The sequence below is a fragment of the Mesorhizobium sp. CO1-1-11 genome (genome assembly GCF_020164995.1).
GTDB lineage: Bacteria > Pseudomonadota > Alphaproteobacteria > Rhizobiales > Rhizobiaceae > Mesorhizobium > Mesorhizobium australicum.
Genome location: NZ_JAIUHE010000012.1, coordinates 211207 through 236907, shown reverse-complemented (window position 1 = coordinate 236907; position 25701 = coordinate 211207). Strand labels below are relative to the sequence as shown.

26 protein-coding genes are annotated in these 25701 nt (G+C 60.8%); 13 read left to right on the top strand and 13 right to left on the bottom strand.

Going from position 1 to position 25701, the window contains the following annotated elements; all coding sequences use genetic code 11:
• From LB554_RS16540 to LB554_RS16520, 5 genes are all read left to right on the top strand, one after another.
• On the top strand, window positions 1–261 hold a 261-nt coding region (locus LB554_RS16540), incomplete at its 5' end, for a hypothetical protein (protein WP_224585614.1).
• Window positions 262–301: 40 nt separating this feature from the next.
• Window positions 302–1216: a hypothetical protein gene (locus tag LB554_RS16535; RefSeq protein ID WP_411962630.1), complete on the top strand. Its 915-nt coding sequence runs from the start codon at window positions 302–304 to the stop codon at window positions 1214–1216.
• A 158-nt stretch (window positions 1217–1374) separates the two neighbouring features.
• Window positions 1375–1839, top strand: coding sequence for a very short patch repair endonuclease (locus LB554_RS16530; protein ID WP_224585612.1), 465 nt, complete (start codon window positions 1375–1377; stop codon window positions 1837–1839).
• A gap of 135 nt (window positions 1840–1974) precedes the next feature.
• The gene (locus LB554_RS16525; protein ID WP_224585609.1) at window positions 1975–3867 is read left to right on the top strand and encodes an ATP-binding protein; all 1893 of its coding nucleotides are present in this window, start codon (window positions 1975–1977) and stop codon (window positions 3865–3867) included.
• The gene (locus LB554_RS16520; RefSeq protein WP_224585607.1) at window positions 3864–5099 is read left to right on the top strand and encodes a PP_RS20740 family protein; all 1236 of its coding nucleotides are present in this window, start codon (window positions 3864–3866) and stop codon (window positions 5097–5099) included. The genes LB554_RS16525 and LB554_RS16520 overlap by 4 nt, the downstream gene beginning before the upstream one ends.
• Here LB554_RS16520 and LB554_RS16515 read toward each other — a convergent pair.
• The 5 genes from LB554_RS16515 to LB554_RS16495 form a co-directional block, all read right to left on the bottom strand.
• The gene (locus LB554_RS16515; RefSeq protein WP_224585605.1) at window positions 5074–6114 is read right to left on the bottom strand and encodes a DNA cytosine methyltransferase; all 1041 of its coding nucleotides are present in this window, start codon (window positions 6112–6114) and stop codon (window positions 5074–5076) included. The two genes, LB554_RS16520 and LB554_RS16515, sit on opposite strands and share 26 nt — an antisense overlap.
• A 227-nt stretch (window positions 6115–6341) precedes the next feature.
• Complete coding sequence (locus LB554_RS16510) at window positions 6342–6587, bottom strand: MoaD/ThiS family protein (RefSeq protein WP_224585603.1); 246 nt, start codon at window positions 6585–6587, stop codon at window positions 6342–6344.
• A gap of 17 nt (window positions 6588–6604) precedes the next feature.
• Complete coding sequence (locus LB554_RS16505; RefSeq protein WP_224585601.1) at window positions 6605–8869, bottom strand: xanthine dehydrogenase family protein molybdopterin-binding subunit; 2265 nt, start codon at window positions 8867–8869, stop codon at window positions 6605–6607.
• 1 nt (window position 8870) lies between these two features.
• On the bottom strand, window positions 8871–9347 hold the full coding sequence (locus tag LB554_RS16500) for a (2Fe-2S)-binding protein (protein WP_015316741.1): 477 nt from the start codon (window positions 9345–9347) through the stop codon (window positions 8871–8873).
• Window positions 9347–10207: an FAD binding domain-containing protein gene (locus LB554_RS16495; RefSeq protein ID WP_140793187.1), complete on the bottom strand. Its 861-nt coding sequence runs from the start codon at window positions 10205–10207 to the stop codon at window positions 9347–9349. The genes LB554_RS16500 and LB554_RS16495 overlap by 1 nt, the downstream gene beginning before the upstream one ends.
• A 216-nt stretch (window positions 10208–10423) precedes the next feature.
• Here LB554_RS16495 and LB554_RS16490 point away from each other — a divergent pair, with 216 nt between their 5' ends.
• From LB554_RS16490 to LB554_RS16480, 3 genes are all read left to right on the top strand, one after another.
• Window positions 10424–10879, top strand: coding sequence for a hypothetical protein (locus tag LB554_RS16490; RefSeq protein WP_140824308.1), 456 nt, complete (start codon window positions 10424–10426; stop codon window positions 10877–10879).
• A 97-nt stretch (window positions 10880–10976) separates the two neighbouring features.
• Window positions 10977–12125 (top strand): amidohydrolase, encoded by a 1149-nt coding sequence (locus LB554_RS16485; RefSeq protein ID WP_224585600.1) that lies wholly within the window; start codon window positions 10977–10979, stop codon window positions 12123–12125.
• 133 nt (window positions 12126–12258) lie between these two features.
• Window positions 12259–12879, top strand: coding sequence for an FMN-binding negative transcriptional regulator (locus LB554_RS16480; RefSeq protein WP_224585598.1), 621 nt, complete (start codon window positions 12259–12261; stop codon window positions 12877–12879).
• A gap of 12 nt (window positions 12880–12891) precedes the next feature.
• Here the strand turns inward: LB554_RS16480 and LB554_RS16475 are convergent, their stop codons facing one another.
• Both LB554_RS16475 and LB554_RS16470 read right to left on the bottom strand, forming a co-directional pair.
• Complete coding sequence (locus tag LB554_RS16475; protein ID WP_263485838.1) at window positions 12892–13686, bottom strand: sigma-70 family RNA polymerase sigma factor; 795 nt, start codon at window positions 13684–13686, stop codon at window positions 12892–12894.
• Between the two features lie 99 nt (window positions 13687–13785).
• Window positions 13786–14544 (bottom strand): SDR family NAD(P)-dependent oxidoreductase, encoded by a 759-nt coding sequence (locus LB554_RS16470; protein WP_224585593.1) that lies wholly within the window; start codon window positions 14542–14544, stop codon window positions 13786–13788.
• Window positions 14545–14787: 243 nt separating this feature from the next.
• On the opposite strand from LB554_RS16470, the gene LB554_RS16465 reads away from it, so the two are divergent.
• A complete protein-coding gene (locus LB554_RS16465; protein ID WP_224585591.1) occupies window positions 14788–15810 on the top strand; it encodes an aminopeptidase in 1023 nt (340 codons plus the stop codon).
• A 60-nt stretch (window positions 15811–15870) separates the two neighbouring features.
• On the opposite strand, the gene LB554_RS16460 is transcribed toward LB554_RS16465, so the two are convergent.
• Window positions 15871–16401, bottom strand: a complete 531-nt coding sequence (locus tag LB554_RS16460; RefSeq protein WP_224585589.1) for a GNAT family N-acetyltransferase — start codon at window positions 16399–16401, stop codon at window positions 15871–15873.
• A gap of 403 nt (window positions 16402–16804) precedes the next feature.
• Window positions 16805–17647 carry a helix-turn-helix domain-containing protein gene (locus tag LB554_RS16455; protein ID WP_140617833.1) on the bottom strand — a complete coding sequence of 281 codons (843 nt, stop codon included), beginning with the start codon at window positions 17645–17647 and terminating at the stop codon, window positions 16805–16807.
• Window positions 17648–17782: 135 nt separating this feature from the next.
• Here LB554_RS16455 and LB554_RS16450 point away from each other — a divergent pair, with 135 nt between their 5' ends.
• Both LB554_RS16450 and LB554_RS16445 read left to right on the top strand, forming a co-directional pair.
• Window positions 17783–18583: a carbohydrate ABC transporter permease gene (locus tag LB554_RS16450; RefSeq protein WP_224585587.1), complete on the top strand. Its 801-nt coding sequence runs from the start codon at window positions 17783–17785 to the stop codon at window positions 18581–18583.
• Window positions 18584–19487: 904 nt separating this feature from the next.
• Complete coding sequence (locus LB554_RS16445) at window positions 19488–20714, top strand: alpha-D-ribose 1-methylphosphonate 5-triphosphate diphosphatase (RefSeq protein WP_224585639.1); 1227 nt, start codon at window positions 19488–19490, stop codon at window positions 20712–20714.
• A gap of 41 nt (window positions 20715–20755) precedes the next feature.
• On the opposite strand, the gene LB554_RS16440 is transcribed toward LB554_RS16445, so the two are convergent.
• A complete protein-coding gene (locus tag LB554_RS16440) occupies window positions 20756–20956 on the bottom strand; it encodes a hypothetical protein (RefSeq protein WP_140727123.1) in 201 nt (66 codons plus the stop codon).
• Between the two features lie 78 nt (window positions 20957–21034).
• Entirely contained in the window at window positions 21035–21394 is a 360-nt protein-coding gene (locus LB554_RS16435) for a hypothetical protein (protein WP_224585586.1), read from the bottom strand.
• A 28-nt stretch (window positions 21395–21422) separates the two neighbouring features.
• Between LB554_RS16435 and LB554_RS16430 the strand changes: the two genes are divergently transcribed.
• Window positions 21423–23450, top strand: coding sequence for an amidase (locus tag LB554_RS16430; protein ID WP_224585584.1), 2028 nt, complete (start codon window positions 21423–21425; stop codon window positions 23448–23450).
• A gap of 58 nt (window positions 23451–23508) precedes the next feature.
• Window positions 23509–23928 carry a VOC family protein gene (locus LB554_RS16425; RefSeq protein ID WP_224585582.1) on the top strand — a complete coding sequence of 140 codons (420 nt, stop codon included), beginning with the start codon at window positions 23509–23511 and terminating at the stop codon, window positions 23926–23928.
• 1 nt (window position 23929) lies between these two features.
• On the opposite strand, the gene LB554_RS16420 is transcribed toward LB554_RS16425, so the two are convergent.
• A complete protein-coding gene (locus LB554_RS16420) occupies window positions 23930–24577 on the bottom strand; it encodes a ThuA domain-containing protein (protein WP_224585581.1) in 648 nt (215 codons plus the stop codon).
• A 49-nt stretch (window positions 24578–24626) separates the two neighbouring features.
• Entirely contained in the window at window positions 24627–25649 is a 1023-nt protein-coding gene (locus LB554_RS16415; protein ID WP_140713849.1) for an LLM class flavin-dependent oxidoreductase, read from the bottom strand.
• Window positions 25650–25701 lie beyond the last annotated feature (52 nt).

Below are 25701 nucleotides of genomic sequence, written 5' to 3'. Positions count from 1 at the left end.
GGATTTGGCGGTGGCGGGGTTGGTGTATCAAAGGGCGAAGGCGGCGGGGGTGGTGTAGGGCAAGGTCGGGGCCTGGAAGGCCTGATCCGCCACCAGCCGGAAAGCAACCGCATGGCCCAGCGCCTGGAAGCGGCCTTGGCCGCCTCGGTTGGAAGAATGCACACCAAGAACAAGCCGCACACGCTCGCTCCGCACGGTGGTGAACCCTGGACTAAGGCGACGGCGAAGACTCGTCTGTTGAGTCAACATGCGCGGTACTGATAGCGTCCTGACAAGTACAGGGCTCATTAGGACACTTTGCTTGACCATGACCAATGAATCAGAACCAAGCTTGTCTCTGCTTGCTCTGCAGGACGCCTCACTTGATGCAGTGACTGTGATCCGCGATGAGATTCAGTTCATCTTCGAAAACAATCCCGAGAAAGGGCCGTTTTCGCAGACCGTTTATGGCCTCGTAAAGCTGATGGGCGATCGAAGCCAATCCACGTTGATGCTAACCAGTTGGTCGATGCCATGGGACGCCGAGATTGTCTTGCGGGCATTCTACGAAGCCGCCGCCAAAGTCCTTCTTCTGACAATGTCCCCCAACGGTCAGCGCGAAAAACTGCTGACGGAATTTTGGGATGATTTCGATTCAATCCACACTGTTCGGCGGGCACGCAAGGCTGCACTTGCGCTCGGCACGCCTGGTGAGAGCGAAAGCGATCGGGACGTTTTCGAGGCACTGATCAATCCCAACTATAACGACCTGTCACATCGCCACAATAAGGCTGCCCGGAAGGCAATAGAACAGCGGTGGTCGTTCTCGGAAATAATTGAGACTCTCTCACGCTTGGGTGTCGGAAAAGATGTCCGGCACGCGACGTCGTTGCTTCACATGTACGGTATGGCCAGCCATTTCGTCCATAGCGACAAGACGGCCTTGGACTTGGCCCACGACCGGATTACGCGTCCTGAACCCGAAAGATCAATAGTAGCGGCTGCGCAGGCTGCTCGCATCCACTCTGACATCGTACATCTATGGTTCCTCTGCACGGACACGATTTCGCGCGCGCTCGGCGTTCCGTTCAGTGATGCCGCTATAGTCGTGGCAGCGGTGCAAAAGGTAGAACGGTTGGGCAGACCTTTCATCGTACTGTTCGAAGACAGCCAGAAAGCGTTCTACCAAGGCTTGCGGGAAAAATACGCGAGCAAGCGCACTGAGGTGGACCGGTGACTTGTTGGTCGATCGGCATGTGCTGTCTCGATCCTGGGCGCGCGGAGCGCCGAATCAGGAGGTTGCATTTTCCCGGTCCAGGCTTGAGTTCGTCCCAAACTACGCAACATAGATACCAGGAGCGGTCGGCTCCGTGTTGAGAGCCTTGAAGAGGCATTATGGACGTCCATTCCCCAAGCCAGCGTAGCTTCAATATGAGCAGAATTCGTTCTGCCCATACAAAACCAGAACTGATGCTTCGCCGCGGTCTTTTCAGAAGAGGGTTCAGATACCGTCTTCACGTTGCTACTCTTCCAGGCAAGCCCGACTTGGTATTTCCACAGTGGCAAGCTGTTGTTCAAATGCACGGTTGTTTCTGGCACGGGCACGAGAATTGCGTCCGCTTCAATCCTCCGACAAGTGCGAAAAAATTTTGGCAAGATAAGATCTTTCGAAACCGAGCCCGAGATCGGGAATGCGAAAGACTGTTAAATGAAAAGGGGTGGCGGGTCCTAACAGTCTGGGAATGCGCTCTTGTAGGCAGGCGGCGGCTGCCATTCGAACAGATTTTGGACGCCTGCGCAGATTTCTTGCGAGGCGATCAAATAAATAACGCCATTCGATCAACCGTCGGGCTTGAATAGCTTTTTCGTAAGAGCGACAAGTTGCCAATTCGAATGCCGCGGATGATCGACAATTCCTCTCACATGCATGCCTCCTTGCGCCAACGTGCCAAGATGCTATGAATTTGGCTTCATACCTGTCTATCCGGAGCGGCTATGTCCGATTCAGCTCAAGCTGCCCTGCCACTTGCGGAAAAAATCGAAAACAGTGCCAAAACGAAAGAACCGGTCGAGGGAAGCCTCAAAACGAATGACCGGATCATCGCTCGCGTCACGGACGGCATATATCGTGAACCGTGGTCAGCGTTCAGAGAGCTGATCTCTAATGCGTTTGACGCTGATGCAACCAAAGTATCGATCGATTGCGACTATCCTTTCTTTAAGGAAATTCGAATTACCGACAACGGTAACGGGATGAACGAAAAAATAGTCGGGGATTTGCTTGAAAATATTGGAGGAAGTTCGAAGCGAACTATAAGAGGAAAGGCATTAGGAACGGCCAATAAGGAAGATCCAACGAGAAGCCCTTCTGGTCGAAAGCTGATTGGGAAGATTGGCATAGGGCTCTTCGCTGTTTCTCAACTAACTCAGCAGTTCCAGATAATTACGAAAAGGAAAGGTGACAAGCGGCGAGTTTCGGCATCGATCAGACTGAATACATTTCAGGAAGATGCTTTTGCTAGCGATCAGGCTGACAAAGGATACGCAAGTGGTACATATAGTGTTCTAGCCGAAGACACTCTGGATACGGACATTCACGGGACGACGATCATCCTGACCAGTATCAGACCGGCCGTGCGGGAAAAACTTCAAAGTCAGGAAATTTGGTCTGCAATTGACGAGAACGAACCCGATGATGGCAGTGGCCTCATAGATGTCGTTGTTCCGCCACAATTCAATATCGGCCGAGTTGATGAAGATGGGGCGCTGGCGCATCCGCCAAAGCTGCCTTGGCAATCAGAAGATTCTCCGCTGGTGAAGTTTGCAAAGCTTGTTGATGCTGCCATTAGCACGAGCAAGTCCTCTAAGGAGCAGGCGAACCTTGCTCATTTTGATAATTATCTAAAAATGCTTTGGAGAGTTAGTGTCGCTTCTCCTATTGATTACATAGATGGTCATCCTTTCGATATCAAAGAGTCAGACGGATACGAAGTTTATAGCCTTTCAAACAAGAAGAAAGGCTCAGCAAATCAGGTTCACCTCAACGGTAAAAGCCTTCGGGAAGCCTTTTCGTTAAAAGCGGGAAACATCGGTCAGCTTCCCAACTTCGTGGTCACCATAGATTCAGTTGAGTTGCGTCGGCCGATTCGGCTTCCCTCTAAGCTGGCATCGTTCTCTCGTCTCGAAAGACCGCTTATTTTTGTTGGCCAAGTCTCAACGAACTTCGGTGGCGCATCTGTTGAGCGCTCAGGCGGATCTCTGTCGTTCGAGGCATACCTTTACTGGAACACCAGAATTGTGCCCAAGGAGAACATCGGGTCGATAATTCGAGTCAATGATGCGAGCGGTACGCTTTTTGATCCAGAGTTTCTCGGATACCAGGTGTCGGAGCAAACTAGAAAGAAGCAGGTGACTTGTGAGATATTTGTGAATGAGGGTTTGGATGGAGCCCTAAATATCGATAGAGAGTCGTTCAACACAAGTAACCCGCATTACCTTTACATCCAGAAGTGGCTTCACAGTGCGTTTAGGCAGTTTGCTACAATGCATAAGCGACTTGGGCGATCGATAAAGCCAGTCGTCCTGGATCCACAAGATATCGCCTTTCGGCGGTCGGTTGAAATCTGGAGCAAGATGCGCGGCAGCGACATTCCTCCTCCACTCATTTCGAGGCCATCCACGAGGCAGGAAGGGACGGAGTTTTTTGTTGGCGACATACCCGTTTCGCTTCCCCGCAGCGTAGGTGAGCCATCTGTTTCGGCGAGGTCAGACCTTATCGATGCAATTTCCATTGTACTTGATGCCCATGGTATACTTGAACGATTGACAGATGAAGGGCGCGCAGAGCTGATTTTTGACCTTGTGTCGATCTTAGAGAATGCCAAATGATCGACAATACTAGCGATGATGATTTCAGCGAGATTTCGCTTCCTCCGGAAACGACCACTCCAGCGTCACCCGAGCCGCTTAGATTTGCTCCATGGCATAAGCCAAGAAAACAGTATGTACGGAATAAGCAATGGCTGCACCATATTGACGCCATAGTGTCCAAGCTCGGAATTTCTAATTTCGTGGACGGTGAGCCTTTGCGCTATATGACACTGCCTGGCCCAGATCTTTTGGATATTAGGATGGTGGCCAAATTCTGCTCTAGCAAATCTATACGTTTGAAGTATACCGGCTTTTGTCAATCGACTGACACCGAAGAGAAAAGGCTTCGGCAGAACGTCAATGAATTCTCACTTACGCATCAGGAAGCCGTTGTCAGCAGTTCGAAAGTCGTGCGGTCGCGGGTGCAGGATGTTGGGATAAAGGATTCCGAGGCGGCCGTCGAAATGATGAAAGGCGGCCCGTTCGATGTCATCAATATTGACGCATGCGAGCCGCTTGCCAGCCATAACGAGAACGTTTCAGGAAGGCTTGTTGATGCAATTCGCTCGATCACTGAGTATCAACTGCGGGAACGGCGCAAACCATGGCTTCTGCTCCTGACAACCCCCATTCAGGCTGACTCGATTTCTTCTTCTAGCCTTTCCGCGCTCAATGGGCAGGTTATTACGAATGTGAGGAATGATTCTGCGTTCGCGAGCGAGTTGTCAGACCGTTTCGACAACGGTGAAGATGCAGAGGCGTTCCTCAGCCGCTTGTCGAAAACCACAGGGGATGGGCTGATTTCTGTATTCTCACTTGGTATCGCAAAATGGCTCATCCATCTCGCGGAGCAGGCGAAGTTCAAAGTGATAAAATTAAAGGGCTATAGTTATTCAATGTTCAGACAAGTCCCCTATGATCCTAATATGGTTTCATTGTGCTTCCTGTTCGAACCGGTACAATTATCAATTCAAGACACAACGGGATTAACTGAAAATAACAAGGTGACCGCATCAGCGGATAACACGCTACCGATCTCAAGTCACGTTCGCGCACTAAGGCGAGCGTTTGAGATCGAAAATATCGACATCAAGCTTCAAAACGACACCGCACTTTACGAAGCCTTGGTAGTGGAGAGCAAAGACCTTCTCAAGCAAGTCGGCTATTTGGTGGATGATGCCGAAGAAGGGTACGATGCTTGGTTAGCCAAATACCAAAATTCTATTACAGACGAGGCTGAACTTGTGTGAGGATCGACCTAGCAACGGCAAACGCCAATGGCGGCGGGACCGCTTCGCTTACTTGTTGCACCTGAGTAGACAGCGACCCAGATAGAACCATATCGCGCGGGAATCCCTGAAGAATCATGGCCTCAAAGACGCTGAGCCTTCGGGTGCAATTAGGATGGACATGGACCTCACGGTTCCCATAAGAAGCTGCATAGCTAGGCCTGTCCCAGCTGAGAGTCTTGAAGCTCCTTTTTGCTACAAAACCTTCAGAGAGTTCTCCAGATACAAACTTCGTTGACTTAGGCGCCATGCACCAGTGATTGGGGTGAAAAGGGATGTCCTCAGTCCGGAGGTGACGCTCCCAGAAGGCGGGCTTTGGTAAATCACCCAGCGCCTGACGAACAGTTCGCCTTTCCTCTGATTTTTCTGGAACTACCCAGGCACTCTGCGCGGCTTCCTTACTCAACGCGACCAAGAATAGGCGCCTGCGGTCCTGCGGAACATTGTATTCCAGCGCGTTCATGGTGGCGACAGTGACTAGGAAACCACTTTCTTGGACTCGGGCAATTTCCTTGTCAAGAATACCTCCTCCGCGCGAGCCGGCTAGCGCAGGAACGTTTTCCATTGCGATAAACGTCAACGGGCTTCGTTCATGTAATGACAACGCGACGTCAAAGAAACGATGAACTAGCTTGTTTCTCGGGTCATGCGTTCCGCCGTAACGATTCGCCAACGAAAAACCTTGGCAGGGAGGGCCTCCGATCACCCCTGCTGGCATAAACTTGCCGCCGAAGTCGGCGTCAATTTGGTCTACGGTTAGTGAGAGAATATCTCGCTCGAATGCCTTCCCTTTCGGAAAGCGCTTCCTCCAGGAGGAAAGACTGTCGGCTCTCTTGTCATACGCTAGTGCAGTCTCAAATCCAGCTTGATGAAATCCCAAATCAAGACCACCACAGCCGCTGAACAAACTCAACAAAGAATGGCCGTTTTGTTCCAAGTCTTCCAGCTTGGCGTGCGCGCCGTATCCGAGATCCACCGCGACACCCTTCTCTGGGTTTTGCTGTTGTTACCAATTGCCCAGACGGCATCAATGTCGCACTTCGCGGCCCGCGCGTCGGAACTCGCGAGCCAGCAAAACCAACCAACTTGGACCAATGTAACTGAGTCGAATCAAACTGAAAAGGAAGAATGGGAAACTAGTCCTTAAAACCTTGCGTTGTCGAGTTTCCCTCCGATGAGTCACGAACAGCGTTCAGCTTCCCCTCACCCCCCAGCCAGCCTCGGCAGCAGAAAAATCTCCGCCCCCTCCGGCAGCCTCTTGCTCCACGTATCCCGATAAATCGTGCCATCAATCGCGACCGCAATCCCGCGGTCGATCCACGGCTCGAACCCGGGATACTGTTCAGCCAGTTTCCTGAACAGTTCCCTGATGTCCTTGGCCTCGACCTCGACCTTGCTCTTGCCTCCGGCGGTCGTGGCCAGCGCGCCCCAGAGCGTGACTTCGACCATTGGAGCGCGAACCCTCCCTAGCCTTCCCGTTCCGCCTCGATCGCCGCGAGAATCCGCGGCGGCGACATCGGGATGTGGGTCATGCGCACGCCGGCCGCGTTCGACACCGCGTTGGCGATTGCCGCCAGCGGCGGCACGATCGAGGTTTCGCCGACGCCGCGCACGCCATAGGGGTGGTTGGGGTTGGGGATTTCCAGGATCTGCGTGTCGATCATCGGCAGGTCGGAGCACACCGGGATGCGGTAGTCGAGGAAGCCGGCGTTCTGCAGCCGCCCGTCCTTGCCGTAAATATACTCCTCGTTGAGCGCCCAGCCGATGCCTTGCGCCGCACCGCCCTGGTACTGGCCTTCGACATAGGTCGGGTGCACCGCCTTGCCGGCATCCTGCACCACCGTGTAGCGGATCACCTTGGTCGAACCCGTCTCGGGGTCGACCTCGACGTCGCATATATGGGTGGCGAAGGAGACGCCGGCGCCGTCGGCGACGAGCTCGCTATGGCCGGCGATCGGCCCGCCGGTGGTGCCCGATTTGGCCGCGATCTCCTTCAGCGACAGCTTGCCGAGATTGCCGTGCTTCTCGCCCTTGGCGACCGCATGGCCCTGTTCCCAGATCACGTCGTCGACCGAAATGTCCCACATCTGCGCGGCGCGCTCGCGCAGGATTTTTATCGCGTTGCGGGCGGCCGAGATGGTCGCCATCGAGGACGAGAAGGTGCCGCGGCTGCCGTCGGTCATGTCGTTGTAACCGAGAGACGAGGTGTCGGCGACCACCGCCTTGAGCTGCGAATAGTCGATGCCGAGCTCCTCCGCCGCGACCAGCGACAGCGAGGCGCGGGAACCACCGACATCGACGGTGCCGACGGCCAGCGACACTGAGCCGTCCATGCCGATGTTCAAGTCGACGCAGGTCTGGCCGCCGAAATTGAACCAGAAGCCGCAGGCCATGCCCCTGCCCTGGTTCTCCTTCAGCGGCGCCTTCATGTGCGCATGGCTCTTCACCGCTTCCAGCGTCGGGCCGATGCCGATCGGGCCGTAGACCGGGCCGTAGGAGGAGCGCGTGCCTTCCTGGGCGGCGTTCCTGATGCGGAATTCGACCGGATCCATGCCGAGCTCCTTGGCGAGCTCGTCGACGGCACTTTCCACCGCGAAGGCCGCCATCGGCGCCGAGGGCGCGCGATAGGCGGCGGTCTTCGGCCGGTTGACCAGCACTTCGTAGCCCACCGTCTTGACGTTATCGAGACGATAGCAGGCGAAGGCCGTCATGGCGCCGATCTCGGCCCAGGAGCCGGCATAGGGGCCGGCGCTGTAGCGCAGCGTCGCTTCCGCCGCCGTGATGGTGCCGTCCTTGCGGGCGCCGATCTTGACGTCGATCGAGGTGGCGCTGGTCGGACCCGAGGCGCGGAACACCTCGTCGCGGGTCATCACCAGCTTCACCGGGCGTCCGGCCTTGCGCGACAGAGCGAGCGCCACCGGCTCGGCCCAGACATGGGTCTTGCCGCCGAAACCGCCGCCGATCTCCGACGAGGTGACGCGCAGCTTCGAGGCTTCCATGCCCAGCAGCTGGGCGCAGTGCTGGCGGTAGACGAAATGGCCCTGCGTGCAGACCCAGAGATCCGCCGTGCCGTCGGAACTGACATTGGCCACGCAGGCATGCGGCTCGATATAGCCCTGGTGCGTCTGCTCGGTCTTGAACGAGCGCTCGACGATGAAGTCGGCCTGCCCGAAACCCTGATGGACATCGCCATGGCCGAACTGGCTGCGCTTGGTGACGTTGGAAGCCTTAACCGGCTTTTCCTCCAGCCCCTCGGTGAAGACCGTGTCGTTGATCAGCGGCGCGTGGTGCGCCATCGCCTCGTCGACGTCGGTGACATGCGGCAGCACCTCGTAGTCGACCTCGATCAGCTTCAGCGCCTGCCTGGCCGTGCGGGCGTCGATCGCGGCGACGGCGGCCACCGCATGGCCGTCATAGAGCGCCTTGGTGCGCGCCATGCAATTGTCGAGGATGTCGTACATGGCGGCATCGCCGTCGGTGAGGTCGGGCAGGTCGGCGGCGGTGATCACCGCCTTGACGCCCGCAAGCGCTTCCGCCTTCGAAGTGTCGATCTTGCGGATCTTGGCATGCGCGTGCGGGCTGCGCAGCACGCGGCCGACCAGCTGGCCGGCCATGTTGAAGTCGGCGCCATAGCGGGCGCGGCCGGTCACCTTGTCGACACCGTCGGGGCGGATCGGGCGCGTGCCGACGGATGCAAATTTACGCCCCGAAAAACGCGGATCGAAATTCATCTCAGGCTCCCTTCATAACGATGGCCGCGTCCTGGACGGCGCGCACGATCTTGTCGTAGCCGGTGCAGCGGCAGAGATTGCCGGCCAGGCCGAAGCGGATTTCCTCCTCGGTCGGGTCGGGGTTCTTGGCCAAGAGATCCTTGGCCGCGATCAGGAAGCCGGGCGTGCAGATGCCGCATTGCAGCGCGGCGTGCTCCAGGAATTTCTGCTGCAGCGGGTGCAGCCTATCGCCATGCGCCATGCCCTCGACGGTCTCGATGCGGCGGCCTTCGGCTTCCGCGCCAAGCACCAGGCAAGAACAGACCAGCCGGTCGTCGACGATGACGCTGCAGGCGCCGCAATCGCCCGTGCCGCAGCCTTCCTTCGCGCCGGTCAGCCCCAGCCGGTCACGCAGCACGTCGAGCAGCGTCTCGTCGGGCTGGCAGAGATATTCGACATTGTCGCCGTTGATCGTGGTTGAAACCGCTACGCCAGCCATCATTTGCCTCCTGCACGTGCATAGGCGGTCTGTGCGGCCCGCCTGGCCAGCACGCCCGCAACCTTGCGCCTGAATTCGATTGTGCCTCTTTTGTCGTCGATCGGCCGGCACGCCCCGGCGCAGACCTTGGCCAGCCGCTCCAGCGCCGCTTCGTCGAGCTTGCGGCCGATCAAGGCCTCGGCCGCTTCTTCCACCAAAAGCACGGTCGGCGCGGCGGCGCCGATCGCCACACGGGCAGCCGTCACGACGCCAGCACCGTCGAGCGTCAGGTTCACGCCGGCGCTGACCACGGCGATGTCCATCTCCGTGCGCGGAATGAACCTGAGATAGGCATCGGCCGAACGCGGCGCGGGCTTGCCGAGCAGGATCGCCTCGATGATCTCGCCCTTGGCGAGCGAGGTCCGTCCCGGCGCGGTCGGTACCGTCTCGACGGCGATGGTGCGCTTGCCCGACGGGCCGACGACCACGGCCTTGGCGCCCGCCGCCACCAGCGCCGGAACGCTGTCGGCCGCCGGCGAGGCGTTGCACAGATTGCCGACAATGGTGCAGCGTCCCTGCACCTGCTTCGAGCCGATCAGCTTGGCCGCCTCGACCACGCCAGGCCAAGCCTTCCTCAAGCCGGCGTTCTCGCCCAGCACCGCGCAAGGCACGGCGGCGCCGATGCTGAAGCCGTCGGCGGTTTCCCTGATGTCGCGCAAGCCGGCGATCGACTTGATGTCGATGATCAGTTCGGGTTCGACAAAGCCGCCCTTCATCCTCACCAGGAGGTCACTGCCACCGGCAAGGATGGCGGCCGGGCCGGCCGATCCGGCCAATTGGCCGACGGCGTCTTCGATTGAAAGCGGACGTATGTAGCGCATCGTCTCCCCTTGGTATCGCGATTTTCAGCGACCGTTATAAACAATCGTCTCATAATGACCATCCGTTTCCCGAGCCGAGGCGATTGGGCCAGGTGCGGCAAAATGCGGTCCACTCGACCTGGAACATGGCCGCGAAGCGTCAGCCAGCGGGGGCCAATTGGGGCTTGACCGCCCCGCCTCGTGCGTCAATCCTTCCCGGCCAAGGGAGGAATTTCCATGCGACGTCTGTTGGCTGTGCTTTGCGCCGTGATGCTGGCCGCGCCGGCTGGCGCCGCGACGCTCTATTACGGCGCCCGGGTTGGAATGGAGCTTACCATCGTCAAAAAGTCGGGCATCGGCTCCACGCACGCCAGCATCCTGGCCAGGCACGACAGGCGCAAGGCCCGCCTCTACTGCCGCGAATACGGCCATGATTTCACCGAGGAGTGCATTGATGCGGAAATGAAGGCGCCCCTGCATTTCGAAATCACCGCCAACTGCAAGACCGGCGAATTCACCACTTTCTATGGCGCCGCCATGCTGTTCCAGGGCCGCAACAAGGGCACGGATGTGACGACGGATTACCGGATCACCGCCGTCGACGAAAAGGTGGTGCTGGATGGCTCCGGCGCCTCGGGCTACGATTATACGCTGGACCAGTTCAAGGCGCTCTGCCCCAACCGCGTGAAGTAGACCGGTCGCGAGGCCTGGCCCGCCAAAGCCCGGAACTTGGACCGTGGTAGGCAAGGCCGTTTATCGCTAGCACAGGACCGCAGTGGAGGCGAAAAACATGACCCTGACCAATCGCGACATTGTCGAACTGACTGAGTGGCGGCGCAAGCTGCACCGGCAGCCGGAAATCTCGAACGAGGAGGAGAAGACGGCGAAAGAGGTCGTCTCCTTCCTTGCCGACACCGGGCCGGACAAGGTGCTGACCGGCCTCGGCGGCAACGGCGTCGCGGCCATCTACGACAGCGGCAAAAACGGACCAACCGTCCTGTTTCGGTCCGAACTCGATGCGCTGCCGATCGAGGAACTGTCCGGCGTGCCGCATGCATCGCAAATTCCTGGCAAGTCGCATATGTGCGGCCATGACGGGCACACCGCCATCCTGGCCGCCCTTGGCCGCCAGTTCGGCCGCGAACGTCCCGCCAGCGGCCGCGTCGTGCTGATGTTCCAGCCCGCCGAGGAAACCGGCAATGGCGCGGCCGGCGTCGTCGCCGATCCGCGCTTTGGCGAGATCGCGCCGGATTTCGCCTTCTCGCTGCACAATCTGCCTGGCGTGCCGTTCGGCGAGGTCAGGCTCAAGCCCGGCGTGGTCAATTGCGCCTCGCGCGGCATGCGCATCGTTCTGGAGGGCAAGACCGCGCATTCCTCCATGCCCGAGACCGGAACCTCGCCCATGCCGGCGATCTCGGAGCTGATGCCGGCCCTGCCCGCGCTCGGCCGCGCGACTTTCGCCGACGATGATTTCTCCATGGTCACCGTCACCCATGCGCGGATGGGCGAAGCCGTGTTCGGCATCGCGCCCGCCCACGCCGAGGTCTGGGCAACGCTGCGCACGCGCCGCGACGAGCGCATGGCCGACCTCTGCGCCGCCGCCGAAACCCTGGTCAAGGAGATTGCCGGCCGCCACGGCCTCTCCGCCAGCTGGGATTATCACGAGATCTTCGTCGCCAGCGTCAACGCACCGGATGCGGTCGAGCACCTGCGGCGCGCCCTCGATGAAGAGAGCGTCGCGCATGGCGAGGAAGCCTTGCCGATGCGCGCCTCGGAGGATTTCGGCCTGTTCGGCCACAGCGCCAGGTCGGCGATGTTCTTCCTCGGTGCGGGCGAACACCACCCTGCCCTGCACAATCCCGACTATGACTTTCCCGACGACCTGATCCCGATCGGCTCGAAGATCTTCATGAGGACCGCGCGCAACCTTCTCGGCTGATCTCAGCGGAACCCCGGCCAGCACTGTGACAAAGCTCCGTGCCCGATCGACTGGCCACCTGGATGCCTCGAACTGGATATTCCCAACGGGCCGGATTGTGTGGCATCTGTCAGGCAACGCGAGGAGTTCGAAAATGTACACGCCGCCCGCCTTCCGCGACGACGACAAGGACAGCCTGATCGCGACGATCCGCGCCGCGCGGCTGGCCAATCTCGTCACCGCCACGGCGGACGGGCCGCTCGCCACCCCCCTGCCGCTTTTTCTCGACGAGACCGAGGGCGAGCACGGCGTCATCCATGGCCACCTGGCTAAGGCCAACCCGCAGTGGCGCGTTCCCGCGATCGGCGACGGGCTCGCCATCTTCATGGGCCCGGACGCCTATGTGACGCCGGCCTGGTACGCCACCAAGCAGGAAACCGGCAAGGTCGTGCCGACCTGGAACTACGCCGCGGTTCATGCCTACGGGCCGGTCGAGTTCTTCGAGGATGCGGACAGGCTGCTGGAAGTTGTCACCCGGCTGACCAACCTGCATGAGGGCGCGCGCGCCGCGCCCTGGTCCGTGTCGGACGCGCCGCCCGACTTCATCCAGTCGCAGCTTCGCGGCATTGTCGGCCTGCGCATGCCCGTCGTCAGGCTCGAAGGCAAGCGCAAGATGAGCCAGAACCGCAACGCCGCCGACCGCGCCGGCGTGGCCTCCGGGCTGGCCGCGAGCGAGCGTCCGTCCGACCGCGAGGTCTCCGCCCTCATCCCGTGAAGGCACGGCGCCTCACCTTGCCAGCACCAGGTCGGCGTCCTCGAGAACGTACCGGACATAACGGTAGTCGCGAATGAAGCTGATCCGGCCGTCGCGCCATTCCAGCCACATGAAATGACTGGGTTTCGCGTCGGCCCGGTCTTCGAACACCGCGATCACCTCGCGGCCCTCGACCCATGCCGGCCTGAGCCACAAGCCGTCGCTCCTGGCGTAGATGGTGAAGAACATGCCGACGTCGGCGGCCCCCGCGCGCGGCTTGTGCGTGGACTGATGGAGCCTCACATCGTCGGCCAGCAGCGCGCGCAAGCCGTCCCAGTCGCGTCGGTTGAACAGATTGACGTAGCGCAGGATGGCCGCCGATGCGATGCGCGCGTCGGGAAGCGGATTGGCCTGGGCGTTGATCCGCCGAAGCCGGGCGCGGCCGCGCGCCAGATGCGCCTTCACCGCATCGACCGTGATGCCGAGCAGGGCGGCGATGTCGGCCAGCGGCTCGTCGAGCACATCCCTGAGGACGACCACGCTGCGTTGCGTCACCGGAAGCTCGGCGAAGCGCGACACGGCGGTTTGCACGGCTTGCCTGCGCATCAGCACCTCCACCGGGTCGGCTTCGTCGGCTATCGCGAGCGCCGCCTCGATCGGCTCCGAGGCGCGGATCGCGCGGCTGCGCAACAGGTCAAGCGCGCGGTTGTGGGCGATCCGGAACAGCCACGGCCTGAGCCGAGGCACCTCACACAACTCCTCCAGGGCAACGACGGCGCGCGCGAACGTGTCCTGCACGACATCCTCGCCGTCGATGACCGAGCCCATCAGGCGCGAACAATAGCGGTGCAGCTCCGGCCGCAAACGCGGTGGCAAGGGCAAGCAGCCCTTCCTGCCGGTCGCGCTCCACCGCTGGCTTTGCGTCGCTCAAGGACCCGCGCCCTCCATGATCGTCACCCCGGCGTCGCCACTGAGGCCGAAGACGACGCCCTCGCCATATTGCGGGTCTTCCAGCAGCGAGACCACCCTGTCGCCGAACGCCCGGGGCGGCATCGGCGCGCCGAAGCGGGTGACGAATTGTTCCGGCGTGATGCCCATCGAGCCGGCATAGGCGCCAGCGGCCGCGTCGCCGATCCCGGTGGCGAGGATCATCTGCCGCGGCACGATCGCCTGGAAGCGTATGCCGAGGCCTTTCTCCTGCGCCACGCCATTGGCGTATTTGGCCATGAACCAGAGCATCCGCTTGGCGCCGCCATAGCCGCCCGACATCTGCGACCCGGTGACGGCCGCACCGCTCGACCCGACCAGCACCCGGCTGCCCGGCCCGAGCGGCAGGTTCAGCGCCGCCTGCAGCCAGTAGAGCCCGGCCTTGACATCGGTTTCCCATGCGATGGAGAAGTCCTCCCACTTCAACTGGTCCAGCCGCCCCATGCGGGGCGTGGCGCCGGCGTTGAGCACCAGTATGTCAGGGCGGACCTCGCCAAGAATGCGATGGGCGGCGTCCTCGTCCGTGACATCGGCGGCGATGGTGGCGACCCCAAGCCGCGCACCGACCGCCTGCAGCGCCTCGGCGCCCCGCGCGACCACGGTCACGCCGGCACCTTGCTCGACAAGCGCTTCGACCAATCCGAGGCCAAGCCCACGGCTGCCGCCGGTGACCACGATTTTCTTATCCCTGAGGCTCATTTGACCCTGCTCCAGTGTTTCACTGTAGCTAAGACGTTTGAGGATCCGGAAAAGAGTCAGCGGTGGGGGAGATTTGTCGTCAGCCAGAAGCCGGGTCGACAGTCCGCGCCGCTGCTCGCTATGGATCTTGACGAAAATTGGTGCGCCGGTTTGGACATTGGGGCGCAACATGTGCTCCATGGCAGGTGACGAAGCGGTGGGGAAGAAGTGAAGCGCGTTTTTCGATTGTTTGCGGCGGCCGTCATGGCGTTCGCGCTGAGCGGCTGCACCAGCGTTTCCTACTACGCGCAATCGCTGGAGGGCCATGTCCGGATCATGGCCGCGCGCCAGGACGTTGGAAAACTGATCCAGGCCCCTTCGACGCCGGAGGCATTGCGCGCCAAGCTGACGTCGGCGAGCGCCATAAGGCGGTTCGCGACGGATGAGCTGGCACTGCCCGACAACAGCAGCTATCGCAGCTATGTCGACATCCACCGGGACGCCGTGACCTGGGCCGTTTTTGCCGCCCCGCAATTCTCGCTCACGCCCAAGACATGGTGCTTTCCGGTTTTCGGCTGCGTTCCGTACCGGGGATACTTCGATCGGAAATCCGCGACCGAAAGCGCCATGGCACTTCATCGACAGGGGCTGGACGTCTATGTCACCGGCATCACCGCCTATTCCACGCTGGGCTGGTCCAGCGACCCGCTGCTCTCGACCATGCTGCGTCAGGACGACACCTATCTGGCGAGTCTTGTCTTTCATGAACTGGCGCATCAGCGCCTCTATGTGAACGGCGATTCCGCATTCAATGAGGCTTTCGCGGTCGCCGTCGAAACCACCGGCACGAGAAAATGGCTCCGCGCCGCCGACGATCGCGCCGGCTTGCGCCGCTACGAGGCCGATCGCAAGCGCAGCGCCGATTTTCTCGCACTGGTGTCAAAAACCCGCGACGAGTTGCGGCAGGTCTATGAAAGCTCCCGGCCCCCCGACGGGATGGCGGCGGCCAAGGCAGCCACGCTCGACAGGTTGCGGACGCGCTACCGGCAAATGCGCGACGGAAGCTGGCACGGATACCGGGGATACGATGCCTGGTTCAACGCGCCGATCAACAACGCAAAGCTCGCCGCGACGTCTGTCTATGGCGAACAGGTTCCTGCGTTTATTCGCTTGTTCGATTTATGCTCCGGCGATTATCCAAGGTTCTACGCATCCGTTCGACGGATCGCTGATCTGCCGCAATTGTCCCGTGCCGAAGCGCTCAAGGCGGCGACCACGTGCGATTGACTTGCAGAGCACGGTGGCCTTTGGCGTGCTCCGATGACTCTAAGCCTGGTTCGCCAAGACCTACGGTCCTATGTGCGCGTCGAGCACGAAACGCTCGCATTGCTCGCCGTCGGACTCGTCGATCAAGCTGTCGACATGTGTGAAGCCGAGCTTCGCCAGGATCCGCAGCGACGCGACATTGCGCGCCGCCGCCTCGGCCGTCACCTGTTCGAGCGCCAGGCTCTCGAAGGCGTAGCGAACCACTTCGCGTGCCGCCTCGGAGCCCAGCCCCTGCCCCCAATGCGCACGTCCCAGCACAAATCCCAATGCGGCCGACCTGGCATCGTCCGCGCCGAAGGACAGGGTTATCGTCCCGATCGCGTCCGCCACGCCTGGCTGGTCTATCGACCATTTGATCGCCCGGCCGTCGGCGAACCGCTGACGCGCAAGGGCGAGCCATCGCGCGCCCGCGCTGATGTCGTCGGCAACGGGATCGCCGGCAAGGGAGGCGGATCCGACATCGCTCGCGCGCGCGAACCACGCCGGGATATCCCGCTCGCCCGGCGCCCGAAGCACGAGCCTTGGTGTGGTGAGCCTGGGAACTGCTTTCATGGAGGGCATTTTCGCCCTGAGGCAGCACCAATGCAACGGCGCTGAGGGCCGCGGCGGCTGACCGCCAGGCCGGAATTCGACCCCAAGGTACGCCCAACCGCCTTCAGCCTCAGCGCCGAGCGCTATCACTCCGGGACCACCCGGCTGCCGCCGGTCATGGCGTGAGATTTGGTGATGGCGCCAGCCCACCACAGGGCGGGACTATGACAACGCGCGTTGGGGATTCGCGATGAACGGCCGTTGTGGGGCCGAATCCAGACTGACTGGCTTCGGGCCTGCACAAACGAAAGCTGCTGTTTGGCGATCGACTCTTTTAGGATGACAAGACAATCTGCGAACGGTGATGCAGTAGCCTTCGTGAGTGCATGGAACAACGCCCCGAACCATGCGTAACGATCAATAATCAACGATGCCGCGCTGCGAAGAGTGTCTCGCCAGGATCAAGGTCGTTGAGGACCGCGCGTTTAATAATGGCTGGCACCGACGCGTCGTCAAGGTCGTAACTGCCAAGACCGCTTAGGGCAACGCGCCGGTCGATCTCAGTCCCGATGAAATCCATGACAACGCGAGCCGCGGCAATGGCCCGGGCTGGGCCATGGCTGACGCTAACGGTTAGTCCGTTCATTCGCCTCGACTTACGTCCACGCGGATACAGGAACATCGTGGAGACTTCTCGGCCGGTCCCACGGTGATAGTCGATATTGATCAACCGATCGCCAACGCTGCCAACGATACCACGGTAGGTGATAAAGGCTGACGAGGCGTCCGCCCCCTCGTCTTCTCCGAGGTAGCGCTGTTTGACCGACGATACGAGCATACCCTCACTCTCGTACCAGTGCACCAGCTCACGCTTGATCCGGTGGCCACCGAGGTAGGTGTAAAAATACTTGAAATAGAAGCCTTGATACTCGGCCAACTGAGGCAACCCAAGGACGGCGCGACGAAGATCGTCCCAGCGCCGTGATGCCGGCTCAGCCTCTACCATGGTTCGGGGCTTGAAGGATGCCGCAAACGCGGAGCTTGGCATGAACAAATGTTCGGGTTCGAGGCCGAAAAAGTCGCTGATAAGCTTATAGTTATGCCGCGACGGAAACGCCGTACCAGCCAAGTAGCGGTTGAATTGCTGCCGGTTAATCTTCAATCGCCGGCATACCTCGGACACGGAACGGTAGTGATCGCAGCAGAGTTGGAGGTTTGCACAAAAATCGTCTTTGCGTTCGGCGAGGATGAGCTGAGGCGGAAACATACAGACTCCACTTTTAAGCGACTTGAAGCGTAGATCGCTAAAAGTCGCTTAATCTAGCACACAAGCCTTTGATGGCGTCAAGAAGCAGCGCGTGAGACGCTCGGAACTGGTAACAAACTGGTTCTGGCGATGAAAATGATGCGCAAACTTCTCCTGACCTGGCTTGCTTGGGGTGTGGCATTGAGCATATCCGCACCGATCTTCTTGATGCTGCTGACAGCACTGAAATCGAATGTCGACGCTCTTGAGCCGTCACGGCTCCTGTTCATCCCAACGCTGGACAACTTTATCGCAGCCGGCTCACCTAGCGGCATTCAGCGGCCACTGTTGAATAGCGTCGTGGAGGCTGGCGGAGCGACGGCTCTGTGCTTTTTGTTAGCTCTGCCAACGGCCTATGCATTGGCGCTCTGCAATGCCAAGCATCGAAGGGCGGTGCTGCATGGCATGCTGATGACCCGGTTCATGCCCGGCATCGGTGTGGCGATACCGATGTATCTGATCTTCAACGCCGTCGGCCTGATTGACACCAAACTCGCGCTCATCGTCATCTATACCACAACCAATCTGCCGATCGTGGTTTGGATGCTATTCTCATATCTGCGCGAGCTCCCACCTGGTATTCTGGAGAGTGCCCAGATGGATGGTGCGACCGTACGGCAGCAGATTATCTTTGTGCTGGTGCCCTTGTGCTTACCCGGCCTGTGCTCGACCGCACTTCTATCCGTCGTCCTGTGCTGGAATGAAGCATTCTGGAGCGTTCAGATGACATCGTTAGAGGGTGCGCCCCTGAGCGCTTACATCTCCACCCTGTCAAACGATCTGTTATGGGGAAGGCTGTCTGCAGCTTCTCTGCTGGCGATCGGTCCTATTCTTCTGATCGGCTGGCTGACGCAGCGCCAGTTCGTGCGTGGGCTGACGTTCGGTGCCGTACAGTAAGTGATTAGGTGTCTGAGAAGCGTTGCGTCGGCTTCCAGCGTGGCGAACAAACCAGTGCCGCCTTCAATCCCCGTCAAGGCGAGATGATCTCTCCCTTCGCGGCTTAGCCGTAGTTCTTGAGGTCCGCTTCCCACCCCAAAATAGAAAGGACAGCAACGTTCTCCATGAGCCGAAGGGGTCATCCGCAATGGAAGCGGCACTCCATCGTTCGTTCTTGGCGGGTATGAAACCTGGCGTGCACAGGATTCGGACTTTCGCCTGACCATGGACTTAGCTGTATGATTCGTGTCTGGTTTGGAAAATTCCGGGGCTAGATTTGAGTGACCGGAAGGCAGGCGCACATGTCTGGAGTGAGTGGCCGTGCTTACTTCTGTCTATTTTCAATCTTTAGATTTGGGAGGTCGGGTCGCTTGGATACAACACCGGCCTCCTTCAAGGCTTGTATCCAACCTTTTTGAGGAGCTTCTCTGTTTTGGCGCGCTCCTCATCGAGAGCGCTCTCACGTTTGACCTTGGGCATGCGTCCTCCATTTGGTTGATTGTCGTTCGCCAGCAACTGGATTGCCAGCACTATCGCCGAGGATGTCAGCTTTGAGGTCGCGGCAGGGACTATTTCAACGTCTGAAATGCGGCGCATTCCTGACGTAGGTAGCCAACGTGCGTCTCGTATCACATCTTGCGGTTTAAGCACCGGTGGCAGCACGGCGGCCCAACCCGCCTGTCCTACACAAAGCTGTCACCAACTGAGCTTATCCGATCCTCGGGAATGAACCATCCACATGACACGCCTTGAAACCGCCGGCCGGAGGGCGATCGGGACATGTGGAATGCTGTTTTCGGAGACGACCATGCTTGAACGGACGGACAGGGCCGCACCCCATCGGAATCAGCCGACAAAACAGGATCTGTGGTTGAGCGAATTCGAGATTGTGCTGCGCGACCGTGTCATTGCCAATGGCGCGGTCAGGATCGAAGACGGCCTGATCGCCGAGATCCGCGACCGGCCTGTCGAGAATGCCGACTTCGTCGGCGGCGGCCGCCTGCTGCTGCCTGGTTTCATCGACATGCATGGCGACATGGTGGAACGGGAAGTGGAGCCGCGCAGCGGGGTCCACGTGCCGATGGAGATCGGCATCGCCGAGCTCGACAAGCGGCTGGCCTCCTGCGGCGTGACCACAGCCTATGCCGCGCTCTCCTTCATCGGCAACAGCGCCACGGCCGCCTTGCTGCGCTCGGAAGAACACACATCGTTCATCATCGAGACCATCACCGGGCTGAAAGACCACCTTCTGGTCGATCACCGCATACATGCCCGCTTCGAGGTGACGTTCAGCGCGGCTGTCGGCGTGCTGGAAAGATTGATGGATGCCGGCAAGCTGCATTTGGTTTCGCTGATGGATCACACGCCCGGCCAGGGACAGTATCGCGACGTCGAACTGTATATCGCCCGCCTGGCCAAGGAGCGCGGCATGTCGATAGCCGACGTATCCGAGGTCGTCGGCAAGCGCATGGCCGATCGAAACGGGCATGGCGGTGTGCTCGGCACGCTGCAGAGCCTGTCGGCGTTTGCCCGCGCGCGCGGCATCGTGCTCGCCTCGCACGATGACGACACGCTGGAAAAGGTGGAATTCGTCCACGGCCTGGGAACCGTGCTCAGCGAATTCCCGGTGACGCTGGAGGCGGCGCGGGAAGCCCGCCGGCTGGGCATGTATACGGCCATGGGCGCGCCCAATGCGCTGCGCGGAGAATCCTATTCCGGCAATCTTTCCGCTCGCCAGGCCTATGAGGCCGGGTTGCTCGACATGCTGGCCAGCGACTATCACCCGGCCTCGATCCTGCCGGCCGTGCTCGGCCTGGCGAAACTGAGCGACGGTGGCCTGGCGAAGGCGGCGGCGCTGACGAGCGCCAACCCGGCCGCCGCACTCGGGCTCACCGATCGCGGCGCCATCGAAGCTGGGCTGCTGGCCGATCTCGTCGTGGCCGACCGCCAGCCGGTGCCACGTGTGCGAGCCACCTTCCGCGCCGGCCGCATGATCTACGGCGACGGTACGCTTGAACCGGCGCGGAACAGGGCGATCGAGGGAGGCCGCGACCGGCCGCTGCCAGCCGACCGAGGGCAATCCCAGGACTAGCGGTTCTCTGGGAAAAGCGCGTGGCGCTTCCCCAGTAGTTGCTAAAGATCGAGCGCCACCATCATCCCGCGCACCTCCGCCATTTCCAGCAGCAGATCCTGCAGGCTTTCGGTGGTCAGCGGCGCACCTGATATCGCCGGCAGTTCCGCGATACTCTCCCTCATCGAAATCACGGGGACCCCGGTTTTCTCAGAAAGCAGCCGCGCGATGGCTGCGCGGACAAGCGCAATCTGGTCAGGCATGATTCCCCTTTCATGCTACGATAACGGCACCATTTTCTTCATGCTGTATGCCTTGCCGCAACTTATGCGAGCATTCATTCACGCTTGCAAGTCGTCTCGTTGATGTTCGTACGATCGACAGCCGCCCAACGGGGAGAGCGACGGCATCCCGCTGTCGTCGTCTTCCATGGCGCGGAGCAGGGCAAGCGGCACTTCGTGCCGGCAGAGCCCGATCAAAATCCTGCCTTGCACCGTCACCGGCAATTCGGTGTATCTGTCGAAAATGGAATACGTGCCTGTCGGCTCATTCAAAATCTCGAAACGGTCCAATGCAAACCTCAACCTTCCGCGGAACGCAGTAACGCACGCGTCCATCGGAGGTTGCCTAAAAAACGATTTTTTCGGGGAGGCGCGAAAGAGTTCCAATTGGCTCTTGCCGAAGCCGGCGGCCTCGCTCATCCATGGCGTACAGACACTGGGGCCAATGATGACCGAGACCAGCGTTCACCTCGTCGAAGCGTCGATCGACCAATTGCGCCAAGCGCTCGACAACGGCGCCATCACCAGCGTCGAACTGGTCGCGGCCTATGTCAGGCGGATCGCGTATTTCGACCGGCACGGCATCGCGCTGAACGCCGTGCCGGTGCTCAACCCTGAAATGTTCGAGAATGCCGCCGCTTCCGACGAGCGGCGCCGGCAAGGAAAGACGCTTGGCCCGCTCGACGGCATCCCCTACACCGCCAAGGACAGCTACAAGGTCAAAGGCCTGACGGTGGCTGCCGGCTCGCCCGCCTTCGAGCATCTCGTCGCCAATGAGGACGCCTTCACCATCGCCCGGCTGCGCGCCGGCGGCGCGGTGCTGATCGGCCTCACCAACATGCCGCCCATGGCCAATGGCGGCATGCAGCGCGGCGTCTATGGCCGCGCCGAAAGCCCCTACAATGGCGACTATCTGACCGCCGCCTTCGCGTCGGGCTCCTCCAACGGCTCGGGCACCGCGACGGCGGCCAGCTTCTGCGCCTTCGGGCTTGGCGAAGAGACGTGGTCGTCCGGCCGTGCGCCGGCCACCAACAACGCGCTGGTCGCCTACACGCCCTCGCGCGGCGTCATTTCGGTGCGCGGCAACTGGCCCTTGGTGCCGACCATGGATGTCGTGGTGCCGCACACGCGCAGCGTGCCCGACATGCTGGAACTGCTTGACGTCATCGTCGCCGACGATCCGGAAACGCGAGGCGATTTCTGGCGCGCCCAGCCTTGGGTGGCGCTGCCGAAAAGCTCCGGGATGCGGCCACGACGTTATACCGACCTGACGCTTGCGGGTTCGCTGAAGGGCAAGCGGCTCGGCGTACCCAGAATGTATATCGGCCGCGACGCAGAAATAGATCGCCCGATCGAAACCCGCGCCTCGGTACTTGATCTCTGGGAACAGGCGGCCGCGGATCTGCGGCGGCTCGGCGCCGAAGTGGTCGAGGTCGACTTTCCCGTCGTCTCCAACTATGAGCGCGACCGCCCAGGCGCGCGGACCATGGTCGAGCGCGGGCTGGTTCCGGAGGACTTCGCCGACCGCGAAATCTGGGATCTCTGCATCTGGGGCTGGGACGATTTCCTGCGCGCCAACGCCGACCCTGCTCTGCCCGATCTCGCCTTGGTCGACGGCCCAAAAATCTTCCCGCAGCCACCGGGCACGCTGCCCGACCGCTATGAAGGCGGCTTCGATCTGGCGCAGTATGTCGAGCGGGCAAAGCTTGGCGTCGCGCCCTTGACCCACATTCCCACGATCGCAGATGGCATCAAGGGACTCGAAGCAACAAGACGCATCGACTTCGAGGACTGGCTGGACGCACAAGGCCTCGATGCCGTGGTCCTGCCGGCCGCCGCCGATGTCGGCCCGGCCGACGCCGACGTCAACGAGGCGTCAGCCGATCTGGCCTGGCGCAACGGCACCTGGGTCGCCAACGGCAATCTGGTCTGGCGCCATTTCGGCATCCCGACCGTCACCGTGCCGATGGGCACAATGGCCGACATCGGCATGCCGGTCGGCCTGACCTTCGCAGGCAAGGCCTATGACGATGAAAGGCTGCTTTGCATGGCCGGCGATTTCGAGCGTTCCACGCAGCGCCGCACCCAGCCGCCGCGCACGCCTGAATTGCCTGATGATGTCTTTTCGCGCCAGCGTACTCAAGCCGGCAATGGCAAGGCGCCGATAGTGGAAATCGCGCTAACAGCTGAAACGCGCGCGTCCGGTGATCACGACGAGATCACGGTCACAATCGACCTGGCTGTCGAGGCAAGCGAAGCGGAGCACGCCAGCCTCAAGGTGCATGTCAACGGCCAGGCGATTGACATGCACCAAGCCGGCACGCGGCTCAGCGGGCGGGCGCTCGTCCCTGCCGTCGAGCATCGGCGCTTTCACAGCGTCTGGCGCGGCTCATACGGTTCGATCGTCACGGCGGTGGTGCGGCTACAGGATGGACGCAGCGCCGGCGCCTATGTGGTCACCGGCGGAATCGAGTGATGATGCGCCGTACGGGCCGCCTTACCATGCACAACGGGCCAAGCCACGGAACCCAGCCATGATCAAAGTCAAGCAACTCGCCCATGTCTGCATTTTCGCCAACGACCTGGAAGAAACACGGCGCTTCTACGAAAATGTCCTTGCCATGGACATACAGTTCAATTTCCTGCGCGATGGCGCGGTTTTCGGTTTCTACCTCAATTGCGGCGGCCGCAGCCATGTCGAGGTCTTCCAGAAAGAGGGCGCGCGGTTCAGCGAGACGGATCAGATCAACCATTTCTGCCTGGAAGTCGAAGACATCGACGCCGCGATCGCGCACATCGCGTCCATGGGCGTGGACATCACCGCCAAAAAGCACGCCTGCGACGACACGTACCAGGCCTGGCTGCGCAACCCCAACGGGGTGAAGATCGAACTGTTCGAATACACAGGCAAAAGCGCGCAATTCACCGGCGGCGACCGCGTCACGGACTGGTAGGCTAGTCGCGCGCGGCCCACAGCAAACCGCGCTCCGTGATTAGCGCCATTTCCGGCACCGCGAACTCGTCCGCCGTATGGCCAAGGGAACTGTAAAAAACCTTGCCCGCGCCATAGCGGCGCTTCCAGACGACCGGCATGACGACGCCGTCGATCCCGGGAAAATGCGCGTCGGTAAAGGTGGTGGTCGCCAGCACCTCGTTGCCCGGGTCGACATGCATGTAATATTGCTCCGACCGGTATGCGAAATCGCTGACGCCTGTCGTGACCGGATCGTCCGGCCGTGTGATGACGACATGGTAGTCGATGATGTTGCCGGGATGCGCGACCCACTGGCCGCCGGTCATGAACTGGTAGTCGGGCTCCGCGCGAAAACTGTCGCCCATCGTGCCGTGAAAGCCGCCAAGCCCGCTCCCCAGGCGAACCGCCTGCGTCAGGTTGTTCAGCTCGGCCTTTTCGATCGTCGACATGGTGATGACAGGCACGATGAGATCGAATGAAGCAAGGTTCGGATCGGCGAATATCGCTGTCCCCTCGCCGAGCGTGACCGCGAAGCCGTTACGCTCCAGCATGTCGCGGATGATGTTGGCGCTGCGCTCTGGCGTGTGGCCTTCCCAGCCTCCCCAGGCAATCAGGGCTTTCCTGGACATGCGGCAACCTCCCTCGATCCATTAGACCGACGACCGCTCCCCGCACCGGTCAGCGCCAGCCTAGCGCCGGCGCGACATGGGTGAGGATCGCCTCGATGACATGGGCGTTGTAGTCGACGCCGAGCTGGTTGGGAACCGTGAGCAAAAGCGTGTCGGCCTCGGCGATCGCCTCGTCCTGCGCCAACTCCTTGATCAGCACGTCCGGCTCGGCGGCGTAGCTGCGGCCGAAGATCGCCCTGGTATTTTCCTCGATAAAGCCGATCTGGTCGCGGCTCTCATTGCCGCGCCCGAAATAGGCGCGGTCGCGGTCGTCGACCAGCGCGAAGATGCTGCGGCTGACCGAGACGCGCGGTTCGCGTTCATGCCCGGCCGCCTTCCAGGCTTCGCGATAGATGCGGATCTGCTCGGCCTGCTGGACATGGAACGGCTTGCCGCTCTCGTCGAATTTCAGCGTCGAGCTCTGCAAATTCATGCCGAGCTTCGCCGCCCATTCAGAGGTGGCGTTGGTCGCCGCGCCCCACCAGATGCGCTCGCGCAAGCCCTCCGAATGCGGCTCGAGCCTGAGCAAGCCGGGCGGGTTGGGGAACATCGGCCGTGGATTGGGCTGCGCGAAGCCTTCGCCGCGCAGCGTATCGAGGAACACCTCGGCGTGATGCCGCGCCATGTCGGCGTCGCTTTTGCCTTCCTGCGGCACATAGCCGAAATAGCGCCAGCCATCGATCACCTGCTCGGGCGAGCCGCGGCTGATGCCGAGCTGCAGCCGGCCGCCGGCGATGATGTCGGCCGCACCCGCATCCTCGGCCATGTAGAGCGGATTCTCGTAGCGCATGTCGATGACGGCCGTGCCGATCTCGATGCGGCTGGTCTTGGCGCCGACGGCCGCCAGCAGCGGGAATGGCGAGGCGAGCTGGCGGGCGAAGTGATGCACGCGGAAATAGGCCCCGTCGGCGCCGAGCTGCTCGGCGGCGACGGCGAGATCGATCGATTGCAACAGCGCGTCGGATGCCGAACGCACCTGCGATTGCGAAGAGGGCGACCAGTGCCCGAATGACAGGAAACCAATTTTTTTCATGGTCCTGAAGTATATGCGGGCAGCACATGCTTCAATGGCGAAAGAACAGGGT